Genomic DNA, 17,742 nt, shown 5'->3' on the forward strand with positions numbered 1-17,742 from the left:
TTAAAAATTCAGTTGTTGAGATCGGCCAGCCCCAGATGCTCGCGCAGCGTCGAGCCTTCGTACGCCGTGCGGAACACCCCCTTGCGCTGCAAATGCGGAATCACACTCTCGACAAACTCGCTGAACGAGCCCGGCAAGTAACCCGGTGAAATCACAAACCCGTCGCAGCCTCCCTGCTCGAACAGCTCGGCCAATTGGTCGGCGATCTGCGCCCCGGTGCCCACCAGTTGCGGCACGCGCACACTGCTGGCAAAGATGCGGCCAAGTTGTTCCAGGGTGATTTCGGGCCCCTGCATCAGCAGCTTTTCGGCGGTCGCGGCAGGGATCAATGGCGACCGGGCCACCTCGGCCAGCGTGGCGTTCAGCGGGAATGGCGACAGGTCGACATTCAGCTGCGAAGCCAGTGTCACCAGGCCCAACTCGGGCCGCGCCAGGGCGTTGTGCTTGTCGCGTTTGGCCCGGGCTTCGGCTTCGCTGCCGCCAATAAACGGCATCACCGCCGTCAGCACTTTGCAACTGTCGGCGTCGCGGCCTTGTTGCACCACGTGGGCGCGCACGTCATCGCGGAAGGCGCGCATGGCCGCCAGGTGCGGGTGAATGGTGAAAATCGCCTCGGCCCAGCGCGCGCCAAACCGCCGACCGCGCCCGGAAGAACCCGCCTGGATCAGCACCGGTCGACCCTGGGGCGTGCGTGGAATATTCAGCGGGCCTTCCACCTTGAACCAGTCGCCTTGATGCTGCACCGACTGGATCAGCGCAGGGTCGGCGAGCACGCCACTTTCGCGGTCCAGCTTGAGCGCGCCCTTGCCCCAGCTGTTCCAGAGTTTCAGCGCGACCTCGACAAATTCATCGGCGCGGTCATAGCGCAGGTCGTGTTCCAGGTGCTTGTCCTTGCCGAAGAGGCGCCCTTCACTGTCGTTCATCGAGGTCACGATATTCCACGCCGCGCGCCCCTTGGACAGGTGGTCGAGCGTGGCGAATTCGCGGGCGATATGCGCCGGCTCGTAATAGGTCGTGGAGCGGGTCGCGCCCAGGCCCAGTTTGGTGGTCTGGCCTACCAGGTAGGAGAGGATCGGCAATGGGTCGAGGCGCGTGGCGTCCTGGGCGCCGTAGCGCAAGGCGAATTCGCGCGAGCCGCCCATCTGGTCGCCCACGGCCAGGCGATCAGCGAAAAACAGGAAGTCGAACAGGCCTTCTTCTACCACTTTGGCGATGCGTGAATAGTATTGCGGGTCGAGGTAATTGCCGACGGTTTCGGGGTGGCGCCACACGGCGTGGCTGTGCACCACGGGACCGCTCAACAGGAAGGCCGATAAGTGGATTTGGCGGCGTTTTGTCATGGGGAGCCTTAGCAGCGAGACGTAAAATATTCAGGCCTAAAACTTATATTAATAATCACCTATTATGAAAGAACGATATAATTCTATGGTTATGCCCGATTCATCGAAACCTTGAAAAAGCCCCCTAAGCTCAGATCGAAAGAGTATTTATCGAATGCTTTTTAGAACTTTAAGCTTGAAGATATTTCGCTGAAAATCGAGCGCGCCATGTCTATCCGTCGTCTCCTCGCCATTGTTATCGGGCTGCTGGCCTTTTCCGTCGCCGTGAGCGCCGAGGCTCAGGAAACCGTGCGCATCGGTTACCAGAAGTCTTCGACCCTGATCACCCTGCTGAAAACCCAGGGCACCCTGGAAAAAGCCCTCAAGGCCGACAATATCGACGTGAGCTGGCACGAGTTTCCCAGCGGCCTGCCGTTGCTCGAAGCACTGAATGTGGGCAACGTCGACATCAGCGCTGACGTGGCTGACACCGTGCCGATCTTCGCGCAGGCGGCCCAGGCCAAGCTCACCTACTTCGCCCAGGAAGCGCCCTCGCCGTCAGCCCAGGCCATCGTGGTGCGCAAGGACTCGCCGATCCAGCAGTTGGCGGATCTGAAAGGCAAGAAAATCGCGGTAACCAAAGCGGCCGGCACCCACTACTTATTGATCGCCGCGTTGGCCAAGGCGGGCCTGGCCTTCTCGGATATCGAGCCGGCCTATCTGTCACCGGCCGATGGTCGCGCAGCGTTCGAGAACAACAAGGTCGACGCCTGGGTCACGTGGGAACCCTTCCTCACAAGCGTGCAACGCCAGCTACCGACGCGCACCCTGGCCGATGGCGCCGGGCTGGCCAGTTACAAGCGCTATTACCTGACCGGCACGCCTTACGCCAAGGCGCACCCCGAGGTGTTGAAGTTGGTGTATGAGCAGTTGGAAAACGCGGGTAAATGGGTAAAAACCAACCCGCAGGACGCGGCGAAAGTGCTGGGCCCGCTGTGGGGCAATCTGGATGTGGCCACGGTCGAAGCCGCCAATGCGCACCGCAGCTATGAGGTGCAGCCAGTAACTCTGGACTCGCTGGGTGAACAACAGAAGATTGCCGATGCGTTCTTCAAGGCGGGGTTGTTACCCAAGGCGGTGGATGCGCAGGCTGTGCAGACCTGGAAGCCGTGAGGCCTGTCATCACGCTTCATGCTTCGAGCGCGCCTTGATATAAAACCTATCGCCGTTTGTTCTGAGAACCTGTCAATTATCACAGTAGACGCTCCCTGCGATGCTTTTTAGTCTGACGTGGTCAACCCACCCTGCAAGGAGCGTGACCATGGGATTCGTCGAAGAGTACAAGGGTTATCGAATTGAAATGGGGCCAACGGGCGGTCATTACGACAGCTATAACAACCTGGTCGGTCAGGCCAACGCCTACAGCGTTGTAAAATCGGATGGAAGCGGGAGCAGAAGCTTGGCCAAACCGACGTTAGCCGACGCGAGGCGTCACATTGATACCGAAACCTCGCCTCGTACCGACATGCCTCGCTACTAAGCAAGTGTATTAAACGGGTAGGCTGCCTGTGGGCGTGAACGGCCAAAGAAGGGGAAGGTTTCATTTGGCCAATGCGTTTGCCGGGCCGTTACTGGGCGCCGAGGGCGAACCGGTGGGTTCGCTGATGGTGGTGGACGTTGATGATCAAGCCCACGTGCAGAAGTGGCTCGCGACAGCGCCGTTTACTCGCAACGGCTTGTTCCATCAGGTAGACGTGCAGCTGTTCCAGAACCGTTGGCCGCAGAAATCCGGCTGTTCTGAGGCCTGACGGATGGGCGAGCGGGTAAACAAGCGGCTCGGGAAATGGTACAACGGGTGTCCCCTGCCGCCTCTGGAGACCGCCGCCCATGACGTCCAAACTCGAACAACTCAAGCAATTCACCACCGTGGTCTGTGACACCGGCGACCTGGAAGCCATCAGCCGCCTGCGTCCGGTCGACGCGACCACCAACCCGTCGCTGCTGCTCAAGGCCGCCGCCATCCCGGAATACGCCGAGCTGCTGCGCAACGCGGTGAACCTGTCCAAAGGGGATGTGGGCCTGGCGTGTGACCACTTTGCGGTGTCGGTGGGCGCGGGCATTCTCAAAGTGATCCCGGGACGCATCTCCACCGAAGTCGACGCGCGTTTGTCCTTTGACGAAGACGCGCTATGGGCCAAGGCCAACCAATTGATCGCGCTGTACGACCAGGCCGGCATCGGCCGCGACCGCGTGCTGATCAAACTGGCCTCCACCTGGGAAGGCATCCGCACCGCCGAACGCCTGGAAAAAGCCGGCATCCAGACCAACCTCACGCTGCTGTTCTCGTTCGCCCAGGCCGTGGCCTGCGCCGATGCGGGCGTGTTTCTGATCTCGCCCTTCGTGGGCCGCATCTACGACTGGTACCGCAAAAATACCGGCCTGGACTACACCGGCGCCGAAGACCCGGGCGTGCAGTCCGTGACGCGCATTTATAACTACTACAAGGCCAACCAGATCAACACTGTGGTCATGGGCGCCAGCTTCCGAACCCTCAGCCAGATCGAACAGCTGGCCGGTTGCGATCGTCTGACCATCAGCCCGGACTTGCTGCAAAAACTCGCTGAAGATACCGACCCCCTGGCGCGCAAATTGGTGCCGGGCGCCGAGGGCGAAGCGCGTCAGCAGTTGACCGAAGCGCAGTTCCGCTGGGCGTCGAATGAAGATGCGATGGCGACTGAGAAGCTGGCGGAAGGGATTCGGCAGTTTGCGCGGGATCAGGAAAAACTCGAGGCCGTGCTGGCTGCCTTGTGATAATCCTGCCTATGGATCACAGGCTGTTTATCAAAAGCCGGAAGTAGAATGACGAAAAGGGTCTTAGAACGGTCCTTTCGTCATCACCTGCTCATCAATAAACCGGCGCAACATCCCGATCCGCTGCGTATAGGCATCACTCAAGCAACTCACCTGCGCGCCGCACGCACGACGCTGCTTGAGCCACGCGCCTTGCCCGTCCATTAACGAGCCCCGCGCGCCCATGGCCATGAAGTGTTTGTTCAAGTCGTAGAGCAACGCCATCGTCACGTCCTGGTCATTCAGACCGACGTTCTTGCAGACAGCGATTTCGTCTGGCGCCCTGGCCTTGGCACAGTCGAAACTGGCGGCCGAGGCTACGGGGCTGAGCAGCAGCCCGCAAACACCCGTAAGAACTGCAAAAACAACAGGCTTGATCATCAGACGTTTGCTCCTCAGTGACGCACCACACCCTGCCCGAACCGATGAATCGCCAGGCAATACCCAATTAACGCCAGCGCCGCCAACAACCCGCCTGCCGCGCCGATCCAGGCGAAGCCGAAGTGGCTGCCAACCCAGCTGCCCATCAGCGCGCCGCCGCCGATGCCGATGTTGTAGATGCCGGAAAACATGGCCATGGCCACGTCGGTGGCGTCCGGTGCCAGCACCAGCACCTTGGACTGCATGGCCAGGCCGAAACCCATGATCGCCATGCCCCAGACTATGCTCAGGCCGACGAGGTACGACTCGGCGCCGCTCAATGGCAGCATCAGCGCCAGGCACGCGGCGAGCAGGAACACTGCGCTGACCACGAACAGGTGCGGGTTGAAGCGGTGCACCAGGCTGAACAGCAGCGAGCCGATGATGCCCGCACCGCCGAACACCAGCAGGATCAGGGTCACCGCGTTGCCGCTCATGCCGGCGACGCCTTCGACGAAGGGTTCGATGTAGCTGTAGGCGGTGAATTGCGCGGTGACGGTCATGGCGGTGAGCACATAGAGCGCCACCAGTGCAGGGCGTTTGAACAACAACGGCAGGCTGCGCAGCGAGCCGGAGTTCTGGCTTGGCAGCGGCGGCAAGGTGCGCGCCAGCCAGAACACCAGGGCGGCGGCGAATGCGGCAATCACCAGGAACGTGGTGCGCCAGCCCATGGCTTCGCCGAGCAGGCGGCCCAGCGGAATGCCCAGGACCATCGCCAACGACGTGCCGGTGGCCAGCAGGCCAAGGGCTTGCACCTGTTTGCCTTGTGGCGCCAGCCGCACCGCCAGCGACGCGGTGATCGACCAGAACAACGCATGGGACAGGGCGATGCCGACGCGGCTGACCATCAGTAAGCCAAAACTGGTGGCGACGCTGGAGAGAATGTGGCTGGCGATAAACAGGCCGAACAGCACGATCAGCAGCTTGCGCCGCTCAACGTTGCGCGTCAGCAGCATCACCGGCAGCGAGGTCAGCGACACGATCCAGGCATAGATGGTGAGCATCAGGCCGACGCTGGCGATGGGCATGTCGAAGCTGGCGCCGATGGCGCTGAGCAAGCCAACGGGCACGAATTCGGTGGTATTGAACACAAAGGCGGCCAACGCGAGGGCGATGACCGGTTGCCAATTGGCTTGGGGCGTTGCGGCTGAAAGGCTCATTGACGGGCGAGGTACTCTGGCGGTGATCAAACGGCCACGCAGAACAAGCGCCGCCGCCGAGCATTCTATAGGTTTCTCGGCCCTTTGTTGGCGCGGATCGTCGCCGTGGAGCTTATGGCGACGTCATGGTAATCACGTAGTTGCCCGACTGAATCGGTTTGCCGGCGTCGTCCACCAGTTGATAGCGCTGGTCGTAATAACGCCCGTTGCCGCTGTCCGACACCAGCTTCACATGGGCCGTATTGACGCTGGCCACCGGCGTCACATTGCGCACATCGAGGTGGCTGCCGCGATTGGACTGGGCACAGCCGGTCAGTTCCATCACTGCACCGCTGCGCGCATTTGTCGCACACCCCGGCTCGACGATGGCGCCTCTGAACTGAATGGTGCCTTGCCCCACTGTCTGCGCGGCACCACAGGCACCCGCCCATAGGCAAAACAGGCCGGTAAACACCGAAATACCTTTAACGTTCATGCCGACTCTCCTTATTGGGCTCTCAATAAGTAAGTCGTCTGGCCGGCCTTTAACTTGAGGTGATTCGGTCAAGGGTGTGATCTAGATCACGGATCCACCTGCCCCATCAGCTCAGGAATGCTTTCCGGCCGCCGGGCATAGCGCTGGGCCAGCGCCGCACACACCATCAACTGGATCTGGTGAAATAACATCAGCGGCAGAATCAACACGCCCATGGTTGCCCCGGCAAACAGCACCTGGGCCATCGGCACACCCGTCGCCAGGCTTTTCTTCGAGCCGCAGAACAGGATGGTGATGCGGTCTTCCTGGTTAAAGCCGAAGGCCTTGCCCAGCACGGTGGACGCGACCAGCACCAACGCCAGCAACACACAGCACGCCACCACCAGGCCGCCGAGTTCCCACAGTGGGATCTGGTGCCAAATGCCTTCGTTGACCGCTTCGCTGAACGCTCCGTACACCACCAGCAGGATCGAGCCTTGGTCGACGAACTTCAGCCAGGATTTATTGCGGCCGACCCACTCGCCAATCCAGCGCCGGGCGATCTGCCCGGCGACGAAGGGCAGCAACAGCTGCACGCTGATTTTCAGGATCGCGTCGACGGTGGAGCCCGCGTCACCGTGCACATTGAGCAACAGCGTCACCAACAACGGCGTAAGAAAAATGCCGAACAGGCTGGAGGCTGCCGCACTGCAAATCGCCGCCGGGATATTGCCGCGCGCCAAGGAGGTGAAGGCAATCGCCGATTGCACGGTGGCCGGCAGCGCACACAGGTAAAGCATGCCCATGTACAGGTCTTTGCCGATCAGCGGCGACAGTACCGGCTTGAGCGCCAGACCCAGCAACGGGAACAGCACGAAGGTCAGGCTGAACACCAGCAGGTGCAGGCGCCAGTGGCCGGCACCGGCGACGATGGCCTGGCGCGACAGCTTGGCGCCGTGCAGGAAAAACAGCAGCGCGATGGCCAGGTTGGTCACCCAGCCGAAGGCCACGGCGGTTTGGCCACTGGCGGGCAGCAGTGACGCGAGGATCACCGTGCCGATCAGGGTCAGGGTGAAGTTGTCAGGTAGAAAACGTGGGCGGGTCATAAGCAATTCTTCCAGGGGTTGCCAAGAGCATCGTCGCGACTCTAACGTAACGGCTTGTTACCGACTAACGCCAATGAGCCAGTAAATGCCGCCTAAAGGACATGACAAGACGGTTCGACGCAGTGTGCCCGGCCTTTCCAGCCTGCCACGGCCGGTGTATGGGCGTACTGAATCACTGCCCAACCGGGCCCTGACGCGCCGGCACAGTCACCCGTGGGTGCAATTGTCCTACGCGATTTCCGGGGTGCTGGAGATCCAGACCAGCGTCGGCCGTTTCGTCGCACCGCCCCAGCGCGCGGTGTGGATTCCGGCGGGCATGCCGCACCGGGTGTTCAGTTCGCCGCACACGGAAATGCGCAGCCTGTACCTCGATTGCAGCGTCACCACTTGGGCGGCTGAGCGTTGCCAGGTGCTGGAGGTGAGCAGTTTGTTGCGCGAGTTGATTCGCAGCTTCAGCGAACTGCCGGTGGAATATGCCGAGAATGGGCCGGACGGGCGCCTGGCCCAAGTGGTGTTGGACCAACTTGCCGCCGCGCCGCAGGTGGACTTGATGCTGCCGTTGCCCCATGACTCGCGGCTGCGGCAGATTTATCGCAGCCTGAACCTGCACCCGGAGCAGCAGACGACGCTGGGGGCGTGGAGCCAGAAGCTGGGGGTCAGCGAAAAGACCCTCAGCCGGTTGTTCCTGAGTGACACCGGGTTGACCTTTCGCGCCTGGCGCCAGCGCTTGCGCCTGCTGAGCGCCCTGCCCGCCCTGGAACAAGGCGAGCGGGTCACGGATGTGGCGTTGGCGTGTGGGTATGAGTCGACGTCGGCGTTTATCAATGCGTTTCGCCAGCAGTTTGATGCGACACCGGGTGAGTTCTTTCGCTGACGAACGGGTGGATGAGATCTAAATGTGGGAGCGGGCTTGCTCGCGAAGGCGCTGTGCCTGCCACAGATTCATTAGCGGATCCACTGCATTCGCGAGCAAGCCCGCTCCCACATTTTTTACCGTATTTCAAATAATGAGCGGGGCTTAGCTGCCATTCCCGCCATGGGCCTCTTCAAAGAAGTAATCCTTCCAGCTCGCCGCCTTGTTCTTCAATACGCCCAGCGCCTGCAATTTCTCGGCATAGATATAGGTGCGCTGCGGCACGATGGTGAAGTCGATTTCCGGGTCCTGGACGATTTTCTCCACCAGGTCCAACGGCAACTTGGATTCTTCTACACGGATATACGTTTTGGCGGCGGCAGGCTTGTCGGCCTTGATGATCTGCTCGGCCTCGGCCAGGGCATCGTAGAACGCCTTATAGGTCTTGGGGTTTTCGTCGTGGAATTTCTCGGTGGTGTAGAGCACGTTGAACGACGCCTGCCCGCCCAGAATGTCGTAGGAACTGAGCACTTTGTGCACGTTGGGGTTCAACAATTCCTGGTACTGGAACGGCGGGCTGGAAAAATGCGAATTGATCTCCGAACCACCGGCAATCAACGCGGCCGTGGCGTCCGGGTGAGCCAGGCTGATGGAGATGTCGTCAAACTTCTTGTAGTTGGCATCGCCAAACTGCTTGGCGGTTTCAATCTGCAACGTGCGTGACTGGAAGCCCACGCCCGCCGCCGGCACGGCAATGCGGTCTTTCTCGGTGAAGTCCTGGAGGCTCTTCACGTTCGGGTTGTTGGTCAACAGGTAATTGGGCATCGAGCCCAAGGAGGCGATGGCCTTGACGTTCTGCTTGCCCCTGGTGCGGTCCCACAAGGTGAGCATCGGCGGTACACCGGCCGACACCACGTCCAGAGCGCCGGCCAGCAGCGATTCATTCATCGCGGTGGCGCCGGAAATACTGTTCCACTCCACCTGGATATCCAGGCCCTGCGCCTTGCCGTGTTTTTCGATCAGGTGCTGGTCGCGCACCACATCAAGGATCAGGTAACCGATACCGAATTGTTGGGCGATGCTGATTTTGCCCTCGGCCTGGGCGCCAGGACTGAGCAAGGTACTCGCGGCCGCCAGGGACGCGGCCAGCAGGGTCAAGGAGGAACGCTTGAAGGTCATGGGGAATTTGCCGCGCTTTCGAGAAGGTGATGAAGCCTAGCGGCGTTTTTTAAGACTGGAAAAGAATATCGGGATCTATTCTTATGCAATAAATCCACAGCATCGAGCTGCTATATTGCGCCACTGCTTTCGCCGCCGTGAGTCGCCCCATGCTGCGCACCAACCTCAATGAAATGCTGATCTTCATGGCCGTGGTCGATGGCGCCAGCTTTGTCGCAGGCGGCCAGGCCATGGGGCTCACGCGCTCGGCGGCGGGCAAGGCGGTGATGCGCCTGGAAGACAGCCTGGGGGTGCGTCTGTTGAACCGCACCACCCGCACCTTGAGCCTGACCGATGAGGGCCGCGCGCTTTACGACCAGGGTTTACAGATTCTTGCCGCTGTCGACACCGCGCAAAACAGCATCGGCCAGCCCAGTGGCACGCCACGCGGGTTATTGCGACTGACACTGCCCGACGCCTTTGGGCGGCGCGTCATCCTGCCGCTGCTCACTACCTACTTGAAAGCCTGGCCCGAGGTGCAAGTAGAAGCCAGCTTCACCGACCGCATGGCCGATATCGTCGAGGACGGCTTCGACCTGGCGATCCGCATTGGTGGCGAACATGCCGACCGCCAGTTGATATCTCGCGTAGTCGCACGCTATCGAGCGTTGCTTTGCGCATCGCCCACCTACCTCGCCGAACACGGCACACCCCGCGACACGGACGCCCTCGCCCACCACGACTGTTTATATTTCAGCAGCCGCACACGCAAACAAAGCTGGCGCTTTCGCGACGAACACGGCGAATGGCTCAAGGCCCCCGGCCGCAGCCGCCTGCGCCTGGACAGCGGCGAAGCATTGCGCGACGCCGCCGTGGCAGGCATGGGCATTGCCCTGCTGCCGGACTTCCTGATCGCCGACGACCTGGCCAACGGCCTTCTACTGCCGGTGCTGCCCGACCTCGACGCCGGCAACGTCGAAATCATGGCCATGTACCCGAGCAAGCGTTACCTGGAGCCTCGGGTTCGGCGCTTTATCGACTTACTGGCCGAGCAACTGCCGGGCTGATCAATCGGCGTGGGCCACGGCCTTGATCTCGACGATCTGCGCATCCGACGCCAGGTAGTTCACTCCCACCAGCGTTGCCGCCGGGCGATGCGTGCCGATGTAGTCCTTCCACACGGCCACCACCGCCTCGAAATCGCGCTTGGCGTGCACCAGGAAAATATCCACGGCGGCGATGTTCGAACGACCGACACCGAACCCGGCCAACACGTGATCGAGGTTCTCCAAGGTCTTGCGGGTTTGCGCAGCGGCGTCGCCATCGACGAATTCGCCTTCCAGCGTGTGGGAAAACTGCCCGGCGATAAAAATCGTGCCGTTGACGCTATAGCCCTGGCTGACGCTGTGACCCTCTTCCCACGCAACGCCGTGGTTATAGATCGAAGTCTGAGTGCTCATGTCGGTTTCCTGTGGGGTTGATTGGGGAAACTCTAACAAGGCCATTGGCGAATGGACGTCAACACTGAAGCGAGCACCGTTCGCGCAAAAAATCCCCATGAATGCTGCTCGGCTGGTATTGTGCCGCGCTTTGAAAGACTGCCGAACCTGCGAGGAAATGGACGTTGAACACTGACGATAAAATGACCGGGGACCTGTTCGAGGTGGATAAGCGCCTGTCACTCAAGCCCGTGGTGGACTTCAACACCTACCTGCGCAGCGCCTTCGGCGACGGCCCCTGCACTTGTGTGCGTTGCGCTGCGGCCAACGGCGATGAGACCGGCTATGCGTTCCAGCACACCTTCCACTTTGACGGCAAACCTACCCACCGCCGCTTCGCCTCAACGGCGGGCAGCGATGTGTTGATGGCACTGAAAAAAGCCTGGTTGTCGTACACCAAGACCGAGCTGCCGCTCAGTGGCGTATTGGTGCTGGACACGGTCAAGGAATTCGTCGAGCCGCAGTTGCACAAGCGCCTGGCGCCGCTGTTTCTGGCCAGTGAGCTGGTCAAGGATGTGGACGGGGAATTACGCATCCAACCGCAGGCAAGCGCGTAACTTAACGTTTCCCCGCCCCTGGTAAAGCGGGCACTCGTTGTGGCGAGCGGGCTTGCCCTAATGCTGTTCAGTTAAGCGAACGCAATGCTAAAAGCAGCGAAGATCAAATGTGGGAGCGGCGGTGCGACGATTCGACTTGCCCGCGAAGACGTCGGCCCAGCAAACATTGATGTTGACTGCCCCACCGCTTTCGCGGGCAAGTCGAATCGTCGAACCGCCACTCCCACAGGGGATCTGCGCTTAACTGAACGGAATTGGGGCTTGCCCCGCGTTGGGCAGCGCAGCGGCCCCCAATAATGGGTCAACTGCGCAGTCAACGGGAGCAAGCGCCCTCGCCACAGGACAGCGTTGTCGCCTATCAGTTACTGACGCGCCGCCTCCCACTGTTTGAGCAAGTCGTTGTAACTCACGGTTTCCCCTTTCGGTTTCTCGTTGGCCAGTTTCGGCTTCGGCGCTCCCGGCTGGTCGAACCAGTATTGGGCATCACGCTCGGGGTTCATTTTCGGGCCACACACCGGCTGCACCTTGGAGCGTTCCAGGCGCGTCATGATCGCGTCCTGCTCCTTGGCCAGGTTGTCCAGCGCCTGTTGCGGGGTTTTCTCGCCGCTGGCGGCGGCCGCGATGTTGCTCCACCACAGTTGCGCCAGGCGTGGGTAGTCCGGCACGTTGGTGCCGGTCGGGGTCCACTCCACCCGGGCCGGGCTGCGGTAGAACTCCACCAAACCACCGAGTTTCGGCGCCAGGTCGGTCATCGCCTGGGAGTTGATGTCGGACTCACGAATCGGCGTCAGGCCGACGATGGTTTTCTTCAGCGAGACGGTTTTTGAGGTGACGAACTGCGCGTAGAGCCAGGCCGCGAGTTTTTGTTTCTCAGGTGTCGACTTGAGGAAGGTCCAGGAACCCACGTCCTGATAGCCCTTCTTCATGCCCTTTTCCCAATAAGGCCCGACTGGCGAAGGGGCCATGCGCCATTTCGGCGTACCGTCGGCGTTCACCACCGGCAAGCCCGGCTTGGTCATGTCGGCGGTGAAGGCGGTGTACCAGAAAATTTGCTGGGCGATGTTGCCTTGGGACGGCACCGGGCCGGATTCGGAGAAGGTCATGCCCGCCGCTTCCGGTGGTGCGTAGGCCTTCATCCAGTCCACGTATTTTTGCGTGGCGAACACCGCCGCCGGGCCGTTGGTGTCGCCGCCGCGCGTTACGCTGGAGCCCACCGGGTGGCAGTCCTCCACGCGAATGCCCCACTCGTCCACCGGCAAACCGTTGGGCAGGCCTTTGTCGCCGCCACCGGCCATGGAGAACCAGGCATCGGTGAAGCGCCAGCCCAGGGACGGGTCTTTCTTGCCGTAGTCCATGTGCCCGTAGATACGCTTGCCGTCGATTTCCTTGACGTCCTCGCTGAAGAATTTGGCGATGTCTTCATAGGCCGACCAGTTCACCGGCACGCCGAGGTCGTAACCGTATTTTTCCTTGAACTTGGCTTTCAGCTCCGGGCGCTCGAACCAGTCAGCGCGGAACCAATAGAGGTTGGCAAATTGCTGGTCGGGCAATTGATAGATCTTGCCGTCAGGCGCCGTGGTGAAGGAGAGGCCGATAAAGTCCTTGATATCCAGGGTCGGTGAGGTGAAGTCCTTGCCTTCATTGGCCATCAGGTCGGTGATGGATTCAGTTTTGCCATAGCGAAAGTGCGTACCGATCAAGTCGGAATCGTTGACCCAGCCGTCATAGATATTCTTGTCGGACTGCATCTGGGTTTGCAGCTTCTCCACCACGTCGCCTTCCTGCAGCAGGTCGTGGGTCAGCTTGATGCCGGTGATTTCGCTGAAGGCCTTGGCCAGCACCTTGGATTCGTACTCGTGGGTGGTGAGGGTTTCCGACACCACGTTGATCTTCATCCCACGGAACGGTTCCGACGCCTTGATAAACCACTTCAACTCTTCGAGCTGCTGATCGGCCGTCAGCGTGGACGGTTTGAATTCGCTGCCGATCCATTTTTTCGCGGCATCTTCATACGCATCGGCCCAGGCCGTAGCGCTCAAACCGCTGAGGGCCAGTACGGCGGCCAATGAAATGCTATGTCGCAGCTTATTGTTTTTATTCAACATAGAGACCTCCTGGTTGTTTATTCACGGAGCACTAGCCCCAACGCATCACACACAACAGCCACACCAGGGACAGCGCGGTCGCCACCCAGATGCTCCAGCCGGTTACGCCGATCACCAGCAGATGCAGGTAGGCGCTGCCGAGAAGACCGATAAACAAGCGATCACCACGGGTGGTGCTGATCGGCAACAAACCGCGCCGCGGGATACTCGGCGAGCGCAGTTCCCAGGTGGTCATGCCCACCAGCAATAGGCCAATCGCCGCAAAGAACAACGCGGTGGGGGTGGTCCAGGCCATCCATTCCATCATCGACTCCTTTAGACCCGGCCCAGGGCAAAGCCCTTGGCCACGTGGTTGCGAACAAACCAGATCACCAGCATGCCGGGCAGGATGGTCAACACCCCCGCCGCCGCCAGTACGCCCCAATCGATACCCGATGCCGACACCGTACGGGTCATCACCGCGGCGATAGGCTTGGCGTTGACCGAGGTCAGCGTGCGCGCCAGCAGTAGTTCGACCCAGGAAAACATGAAGCAGAAAAACGCGGTGACGCCGATGCCGGAACCGATCAGCGGGATAAAAATCTTCACGAAAAACTTGGGAAAGCTGTAGCCGTCGATGTAGGCGGTTTCGTCGATTTCCTTAGGCACGCCGGACATAAAGCCTTCAAGAATCCACACCGCCAACGGCACGTTGAACAAGCAATGCGCCAACGCCACCGCGATATGCGTATCGAACAGGCCGATAGACGAATACAGCTGGAAAAACGGCAGCAAGAACACCGCCGGAGGCGCCATACGGTTGGTCAGCAGCCAGAAAAACAAGTGTTTGTCGCCCAGAAAGCGATAGCGCGAAAACGCATAGGCCGCCGGCAGCGCCACACTCAGGGAAATCACCGTGTTCAAGCTCACGTAATACAGTGAGTTGAGGTAGCCGGTGTACCAGCTCGGGTCAGTGAAGATCACCTTGTAGTTGGCCAGGGTGAAGTCCTGCGGAAACAGCGTCAGCCCGCCGAGGATTTCGGTGTTGCTCTTGAAAGACATGTTCAACAGCCAGTAGATCGGCACCAGCAGGAACAGGATGTAGATCAGCAACGGTATGACCTTGCGCTTGCTCATGTTGGCGGCCTCAGCGGTTGGCGTCGGAATGGGTCATGGCGGTGTAGAACAGCCAGGACACCAACAGGATGATCAGGAAGTACACCAGGGAAAACGCCGCCGCCGGGCCCAGGTCGAATTGGCCTACGGCCATCTGGGTGAGGGTCTGACTTAAGAACGTGGTGGCATTACCCGGCCCGCCGCCGGTGAGCACAAAAGGCTCGGTGTAGATCATGAAGCTGTCCATGAAGCGCAACATCACCGCGATCAGCAGCACGCTTTTCATCTTGGGCAACTGAATATGTCGGAACACCGCCCAGGCGGATGCACGATCAATCCGCGCGGCCTGGTAGTACACGTCCGGAATCGCCCGTAGCCCCGAGTAACACAGCAGCGCCACCAGGGAAGTCCAGTGCCACACATCCATCACCAGCACAGTGACCCAGGCGTCCATCGTGTTGGCGGCATAGTTGTAGCTGATGCCCATGGCGTTGAGGGTTGAACCGAGCAAACCGATATCCGCGCGGCCGAAGATCTGCCAGATGGTGCCCACCACGTTCCACGGAATCAGCAGCGGAATTGCCAGAATGATCAGCACCAGCGATGACCAGCGGCCCTTGGTGGGCATGGTCAGGGCGATGGCGATACCCAGCGGAATTTCGATCAGCAGCACGCAGGCCGAATAGATGAACTGGCGCAGCAACGAGTCGTGCAGGCGCGGGTCGAGCAGCACCTGTTTGTACCAGTCGGCACCGACAAAGTAGCGGCTGGACTGGTCAAAAATGTCCTGCACCGAGTAGTTGACCACCGTCATCATCGGGATCACCGCACTGAACGCCACCAGCAGGAACACCGGCAACACCAGCCACCAGGCCTTGTTGTTCTGCACCTTGTTCATGGCAGCACCTCCAGCAGGTAATCGTCGGCATACACCATCAACCACTGCGCGGGGAAGCTGATCGAGGCTTTGCCTTCCGGTACCGGTTTGTCTTCGGCCAGGCGCACTTTCAACGGCGCGCCGTCGAGGTTGAGGGTGATGATTTTGTAGGTGCCCAGGTCTTCCACATGGATGACGTCGGCCTGCAGGGCGTCGGGGTTGTACTCGTCCCACACGTGAATAAATTCCGGGCGGATGCCGACCTGCAGTTTTTTGCAGTCGGTCTCACGGATACGTTGCTGCAATGCCGCGGATAAAGGCAGCAGCGTCCCGGCAAAACGCACCCCACCGGCCTCGGCCTGCACTTCGATCAGATTCATCCCAGGGCTGCCGATGAAATAGCCGACAAAGGTGTGGCTTGGCCGCTCGAACAACTCGCGGGGCGTGCCGAACTGCACGATCTGCCCGCCGTACATCACCGCGATCTTGTCGGCAAAGGTCGAGGCCTCGAGCTGGTCGTGGGTCACGTAGACCATGGTGATATTGAACTGCTCGTGGATCTGCTTGAGCTTGCGCCGCAGCTTCCATTTGAGGTGGGGGTCGATCACCGTCAGCGGTTCATCGAACAGGATCGCCGACACGTCGTCGCGCACCAGGCCACGGCCCATGGAGACTTTTTGTTTTTCATCGGCGGTGAGGTTGCGCGCCTTTTTGCTCAGCAGGTTTTGCAGGTCGAGGACTTCAGCAATTTCCTGCACCTTGCTGTGAACTTTCGCTTCGGCCATGCCTTGGTTACGCAGCGGAAAGGCCAGGTTGTCGAACACGGTCATGGTGTCGTACACCACCGGGAACTGGAACACTTGGGCGATGTTGCGTTTTTCCGGGGTCAGTTCGTTGACTACTTCGTGATCGAACAGCACCTGGCCTTCCGAGGGGCTGAGCAGGCCCGAGATGATATTGAGCAGGGTCGACTTGCCGCAGCCCGACGGCCCAAGCAAGGCGTAGGCACCGCCCTGCTCCCACACGTGGTTCATTTCCCGAATGGCGTAGTCCTCAGGACCGCTGGGTGTAGCGCTGTAGCTGTGGGCGAGGTTCTGCAAATGAATCTCGGCCATCAGGCAACCCTCGCGACACGGCGCCCGGGTGCCTGGACCAAACGGCCCTGACCATCGAACACAAACAGTTTATGGGTGGGGATATACACGCGGATCGGTGCGTCGACGTCGTACTCATGCACCCCCGGCAGGTGCAGCACCAGCAGGAAGTGTTCGCTGCGCACATGCAGGAAGGTTTCCGAGCCGCTGATCTCCGCGACCTCCACGGTCACCGCCAGCTCCAGGTCATCGTCGTTGCTCGGCACCAGGCTGATATGGCTGGGGCGCACGCCAAAGCGGAACTCGCCTTCGCCGATGGGGCGCAGGTCGACGTTCAGCGGGAAGTGCACGACATCGGCGAAGCTCACTTCATTGCCGCTGATACGCCCGCGCATCAGGTTGATCGGCGGTTCGGAAAACAGCTCGGCCGCCAGCACGGTCTGCGGCTGGTGATACACCTCGGCGGCCTTGCCGCTTTGGATCACCCGGCCTTCGTGGAGGATGGTGGTGGTGCCGCCCAGGGCCAGCGCCTCGTTGGGCTCGGTGGTGGCATAGATCGCGATGGTGTGGCGGGCCTTGAACAGTTCGCGCATTTCCTGACGCAGTTCTTCACGCAGCTTGTAGTCCAGGTTCACCAGCGGCTCATCGAACAGGATCAACTCGGCATCTTTCACCAACGCGCGGGCCATGGCCGTGCGCTGCTGCTGGCCACCGGACAGTTCGAGTGGGTGGCGCTGGAGGAATTTCTCGATGCGCAGCATCTTCGCGGTTTCCAGCACTTTGCTCTGGATCAACTCGTTGGACACACCGGCCTGGCGCAACGGCGAGGCGATGTTTTCGAACACAGTCATGGTCGGGTAATTGATGAACTGCTGGTAGACCATCGACACGTTGCGCAGGCGCACCGGCTTTTGCGTGACATCCACGCCATTCATCAGGATGCGCCCGCTGTCGGGCTTGTCCAGGCCAGCCATCAGGCGCATCAGGCTGGTCTTGCCGGACAGGGTACGGCCGAGCAATACGTTGAAGGAACCGGCTTCAAAACGCAGGTTGGCGTCGTCGATCCAGGTTTGGCCTTCGACGACGCGGGAGACATGTTCCAGGGTCAATGACATGACACGCCCTTTTTATTATTGGAATGAATCTGGCAACGATGCAGAGCGAGTTTCGTGCCAGAAGCGGCAGGTGGTTGATC

20 protein-coding genes are annotated in these 17,742 nt (G+C 60.4%); 7 read left to right on the forward strand and 13 right to left on the reverse strand.

All coding sequences use genetic code 11. From position 1 onward, the window contains the following. Positions 1-8: 8 nt before the first annotated feature. Positions 9-1,340 (reverse strand): LLM class flavin-dependent oxidoreductase, encoded by a 1,332-nt coding sequence (locus tag ACLBW8_RS22270; protein ID WP_447806319.1) that lies wholly within the window; start codon positions 1,338-1,340, stop codon positions 9-11. A 207-nt stretch (positions 1,341-1,547) separates the two neighbouring features. On the opposite strand from ACLBW8_RS22270, the gene ACLBW8_RS22275 reads away from it, so the two are divergent. The 4 genes from ACLBW8_RS22275 to tal all read left to right on the forward strand — a co-directional run bounded on the left by ACLBW8_RS22275 (position 1,548) and on the right by tal (position 4,130). Then, complete coding sequence (locus tag ACLBW8_RS22275; RefSeq protein ID WP_447806320.1) at positions 1,548-2,492, forward strand: aliphatic sulfonate ABC transporter substrate-binding protein; 945 nt, start codon at positions 1,548-1,550, stop codon at positions 2,490-2,492. Positions 2,493-2,640: 148 nt separating this feature from the next. After that, entirely contained in the window at positions 2,641-2,859 is a 219-nt protein-coding gene (locus ACLBW8_RS22280) for a hypothetical protein (RefSeq protein WP_262667553.1), read from the forward strand. A gap of 64 nt (positions 2,860-2,923) precedes the next feature. Beyond that, complete coding sequence (locus ACLBW8_RS22285) at positions 2,924-3,127, forward strand: YciI family protein (RefSeq protein WP_447806321.1); 204 nt, start codon at positions 2,924-2,926, stop codon at positions 3,125-3,127. A gap of 79 nt (positions 3,128-3,206) precedes the next feature. Continuing rightward, complete coding sequence (tal, locus tag ACLBW8_RS22290; protein ID WP_221294436.1) at positions 3,207-4,130, forward strand: transaldolase; 924 nt, start codon at positions 3,207-3,209, stop codon at positions 4,128-4,130. A 63-nt stretch (positions 4,131-4,193) separates the two neighbouring features. Here the strand turns inward: tal and ACLBW8_RS22295 are convergent, their stop codons facing one another. The 4 genes from ACLBW8_RS22295 to ACLBW8_RS22310 all read right to left on the reverse strand — a co-directional run bounded on the left by ACLBW8_RS22295 (position 4,194) and on the right by ACLBW8_RS22310 (position 7,309). Then, on the reverse strand, positions 4,194-4,550 hold the full coding sequence (locus ACLBW8_RS22295) for a lysozyme inhibitor LprI family protein (protein WP_447806322.1): 357 nt from the start codon (positions 4,548-4,550) through the stop codon (positions 4,194-4,196). Positions 4,551-4,564: 14 nt separating this feature from the next. Further along, the gene (locus ACLBW8_RS22300) at positions 4,565-5,749 is read right to left on the reverse strand and encodes a sugar transporter (protein WP_262667551.1); all 1,185 of its coding nucleotides are present in this window, start codon (positions 5,747-5,749) and stop codon (positions 4,565-4,567) included. A 112-nt stretch (positions 5,750-5,861) separates the two neighbouring features. Next, a complete protein-coding gene (locus ACLBW8_RS22305; RefSeq protein WP_064451855.1) occupies positions 5,862-6,224 on the reverse strand; it encodes a hypothetical protein in 363 nt (120 codons plus the stop codon). Between the two features lie 86 nt (positions 6,225-6,310). Next, positions 6,311-7,309 carry a bile acid:sodium symporter family protein gene (locus ACLBW8_RS22310; RefSeq protein WP_064451854.1) on the reverse strand — a complete coding sequence of 333 codons (999 nt, stop codon included), beginning with the start codon at positions 7,307-7,309 and terminating at the stop codon, positions 6,311-6,313. 85 nt (positions 7,310-7,394) lie between these two features. Between ACLBW8_RS22310 and ACLBW8_RS22315 the strand changes: the two genes are divergently transcribed. Beyond that, positions 7,395-8,183, forward strand: coding sequence for an AraC family transcriptional regulator (locus tag ACLBW8_RS22315; protein ID WP_221294434.1), 789 nt, complete (start codon positions 7,395-7,397; stop codon positions 8,181-8,183). A 144-nt stretch (positions 8,184-8,327) separates the two neighbouring features. Here ACLBW8_RS22315 and ACLBW8_RS22320 read toward each other — a convergent pair whose 3' ends face one another. Further along, positions 8,328-9,341 carry an ABC transporter substrate-binding protein gene (locus tag ACLBW8_RS22320; RefSeq protein WP_262667550.1) on the reverse strand — a complete coding sequence of 338 codons (1,014 nt, stop codon included), beginning with the start codon at positions 9,339-9,341 and terminating at the stop codon, positions 8,328-8,330. 149 nt (positions 9,342-9,490) lie between these two features. Between ACLBW8_RS22320 and ACLBW8_RS22325 the strand changes: the two genes are divergently transcribed. Next, complete coding sequence (locus ACLBW8_RS22325; RefSeq protein WP_447806323.1) at positions 9,491-10,387, forward strand: LysR family transcriptional regulator; 897 nt, start codon at positions 9,491-9,493, stop codon at positions 10,385-10,387. On the opposite strand, the gene ACLBW8_RS22330 is transcribed toward ACLBW8_RS22325, so the two are convergent. Further along, entirely contained in the window at positions 10,388-10,780 is a 393-nt protein-coding gene (locus tag ACLBW8_RS22330) for a RidA family protein (RefSeq protein ID WP_064451850.1), read from the reverse strand. Positions 10,781-10,944: 164 nt separating this feature from the next. On the opposite strand from ACLBW8_RS22330, the gene ACLBW8_RS22335 reads away from it, so the two are divergent. After that, complete coding sequence (locus ACLBW8_RS22335; protein WP_064451849.1) at positions 10,945-11,376, forward strand: hypothetical protein; 432 nt, start codon at positions 10,945-10,947, stop codon at positions 11,374-11,376. Positions 11,377-11,738: 362 nt separating this feature from the next. On the opposite strand, the gene ACLBW8_RS22340 is transcribed toward ACLBW8_RS22335, so the two are convergent. The 6 genes from ACLBW8_RS22340 to ACLBW8_RS22365 are packed head-to-tail and all read right to left on the reverse strand — an operon-like array spanning position 11,739 to position 17,662. After that, the gene (locus tag ACLBW8_RS22340) at positions 11,739-13,481 is read right to left on the reverse strand and encodes an ABC transporter substrate-binding protein (protein WP_064451848.1); all 1,743 of its coding nucleotides are present in this window, start codon (positions 13,479-13,481) and stop codon (positions 11,739-11,741) included. Positions 13,482-13,512: 31 nt separating this feature from the next. Beyond that, complete coding sequence (locus ACLBW8_RS22345; protein WP_064451847.1) at positions 13,513-13,785, reverse strand: DUF2160 domain-containing protein; 273 nt, start codon at positions 13,783-13,785, stop codon at positions 13,513-13,515. Between the two features lie 11 nt (positions 13,786-13,796). Then, positions 13,797-14,597 carry a carbohydrate ABC transporter permease gene (locus ACLBW8_RS22350; RefSeq protein ID WP_003174634.1) on the reverse strand — a complete coding sequence of 267 codons (801 nt, stop codon included), beginning with the start codon at positions 14,595-14,597 and terminating at the stop codon, positions 13,797-13,799. 10 nt (positions 14,598-14,607) lie between these two features. Beyond that, positions 14,608-15,474, reverse strand: coding sequence for a carbohydrate ABC transporter permease (locus ACLBW8_RS22355; protein WP_005789024.1), 867 nt, complete (start codon positions 15,472-15,474; stop codon positions 14,608-14,610). Then, positions 15,471-16,568, reverse strand: coding sequence for an ABC transporter ATP-binding protein (locus ACLBW8_RS22360; protein ID WP_447806324.1), 1,098 nt, complete (start codon positions 16,566-16,568; stop codon positions 15,471-15,473). Before ACLBW8_RS22360 ends, ACLBW8_RS22355 begins: the two co-directional genes overlap by 4 nt. Next, complete coding sequence (locus tag ACLBW8_RS22365) at positions 16,568-17,662, reverse strand: ABC transporter ATP-binding protein (RefSeq protein WP_447806325.1); 1,095 nt, start codon at positions 17,660-17,662, stop codon at positions 16,568-16,570. The genes ACLBW8_RS22360 and ACLBW8_RS22365 overlap by 1 nt, the downstream gene beginning before the upstream one ends. Positions 17,663-17,742: the final 80 nt, after the last annotated feature.

Source organism: Pseudomonas sp. M5A4_2d, assembly GCF_053345295.1.

Excerpts from the sequence above, each read along its gene's own strand:
- tal (WP_221294436.1), top strand. The coding sequence starts at position 3,207 with ATGACGTCCAAACTCGAACAACTCAAGCAATTCACCACCGTGGTCTGT.
- ACLBW8_RS22365 (WP_447806325.1), bottom strand. The coding sequence starts at position 17,662 with ATGTCATTGACCCTGGAACATGTCTCCCGCGTCGTCGAAGGCCAAACC.
- ACLBW8_RS22280 (WP_262667553.1), top strand. The coding sequence starts at position 2,641 with ATGGGATTCGTCGAAGAGTACAAGGGTTATCGAATTGAAATGGGGCCA.
- ACLBW8_RS22300 (WP_262667551.1), bottom strand. The coding sequence starts at position 5,749 with ATGAGCCTTTCAGCCGCAACGCCCCAAGCCAATTGGCAACCGGTCATC.
- ACLBW8_RS22330 (WP_064451850.1), bottom strand. The coding sequence starts at position 10,780 with ATGAGCACTCAGACTTCGATCTATAACCACGGCGTTGCGTGGGAAGAG.
- ACLBW8_RS22340 (WP_064451848.1), bottom strand. The coding sequence starts at position 13,481 with ATGTTGAATAAAAACAATAAGCTGCGACATAGCATTTCATTGGCCGCC.
- ACLBW8_RS22345 (WP_064451847.1), bottom strand. The coding sequence starts at position 13,785 with ATGGAATGGATGGCCTGGACCACCCCCACCGCGTTGTTCTTTGCGGCG.
- ACLBW8_RS22360 (WP_447806324.1), bottom strand. The coding sequence starts at position 16,568 with ATGGCCGAGATTCATTTGCAGAACCTCGCCCACAGCTACAGCGCTACA.
- ACLBW8_RS22355 (WP_005789024.1), bottom strand. The coding sequence starts at position 15,474 with ATGAACAAGGTGCAGAACAACAAGGCCTGGTGGCTGGTGTTGCCGGTG.
- ACLBW8_RS22325 (WP_447806323.1), top strand. The coding sequence starts at position 9,491 with ATGCTGCGCACCAACCTCAATGAAATGCTGATCTTCATGGCCGTGGTC.
- ACLBW8_RS22350 (WP_003174634.1), bottom strand. The coding sequence starts at position 14,597 with ATGAGCAAGCGCAAGGTCATACCGTTGCTGATCTACATCCTGTTCCTG.
- ACLBW8_RS22315 (WP_221294434.1), top strand. The coding sequence starts at position 7,395 with ATGCCGCCTAAAGGACATGACAAGACGGTTCGACGCAGTGTGCCCGGC.
- ACLBW8_RS22320 (WP_262667550.1), bottom strand. The coding sequence starts at position 9,341 with ATGACCTTCAAGCGTTCCTCCTTGACCCTGCTGGCCGCGTCCCTGGCG.
- ACLBW8_RS22270 (WP_447806319.1), bottom strand. The coding sequence starts at position 1,340 with ATGACAAAACGCCGCCAAATCCACTTATCGGCCTTCCTGTTGAGCGGT.
- ACLBW8_RS22275 (WP_447806320.1), top strand. The coding sequence starts at position 1,548 with ATGTCTATCCGTCGTCTCCTCGCCATTGTTATCGGGCTGCTGGCCTTT.
- ACLBW8_RS22305 (WP_064451855.1), bottom strand. The coding sequence starts at position 6,224 with ATGAACGTTAAAGGTATTTCGGTGTTTACCGGCCTGTTTTGCCTATGG.
- ACLBW8_RS22310 (WP_064451854.1), bottom strand. The coding sequence starts at position 7,309 with ATGACCCGCCCACGTTTTCTACCTGACAACTTCACCCTGACCCTGATC.
- ACLBW8_RS22295 (WP_447806322.1), bottom strand. The coding sequence starts at position 4,550 with ATGATCAAGCCTGTTGTTTTTGCAGTTCTTACGGGTGTTTGCGGGCTG.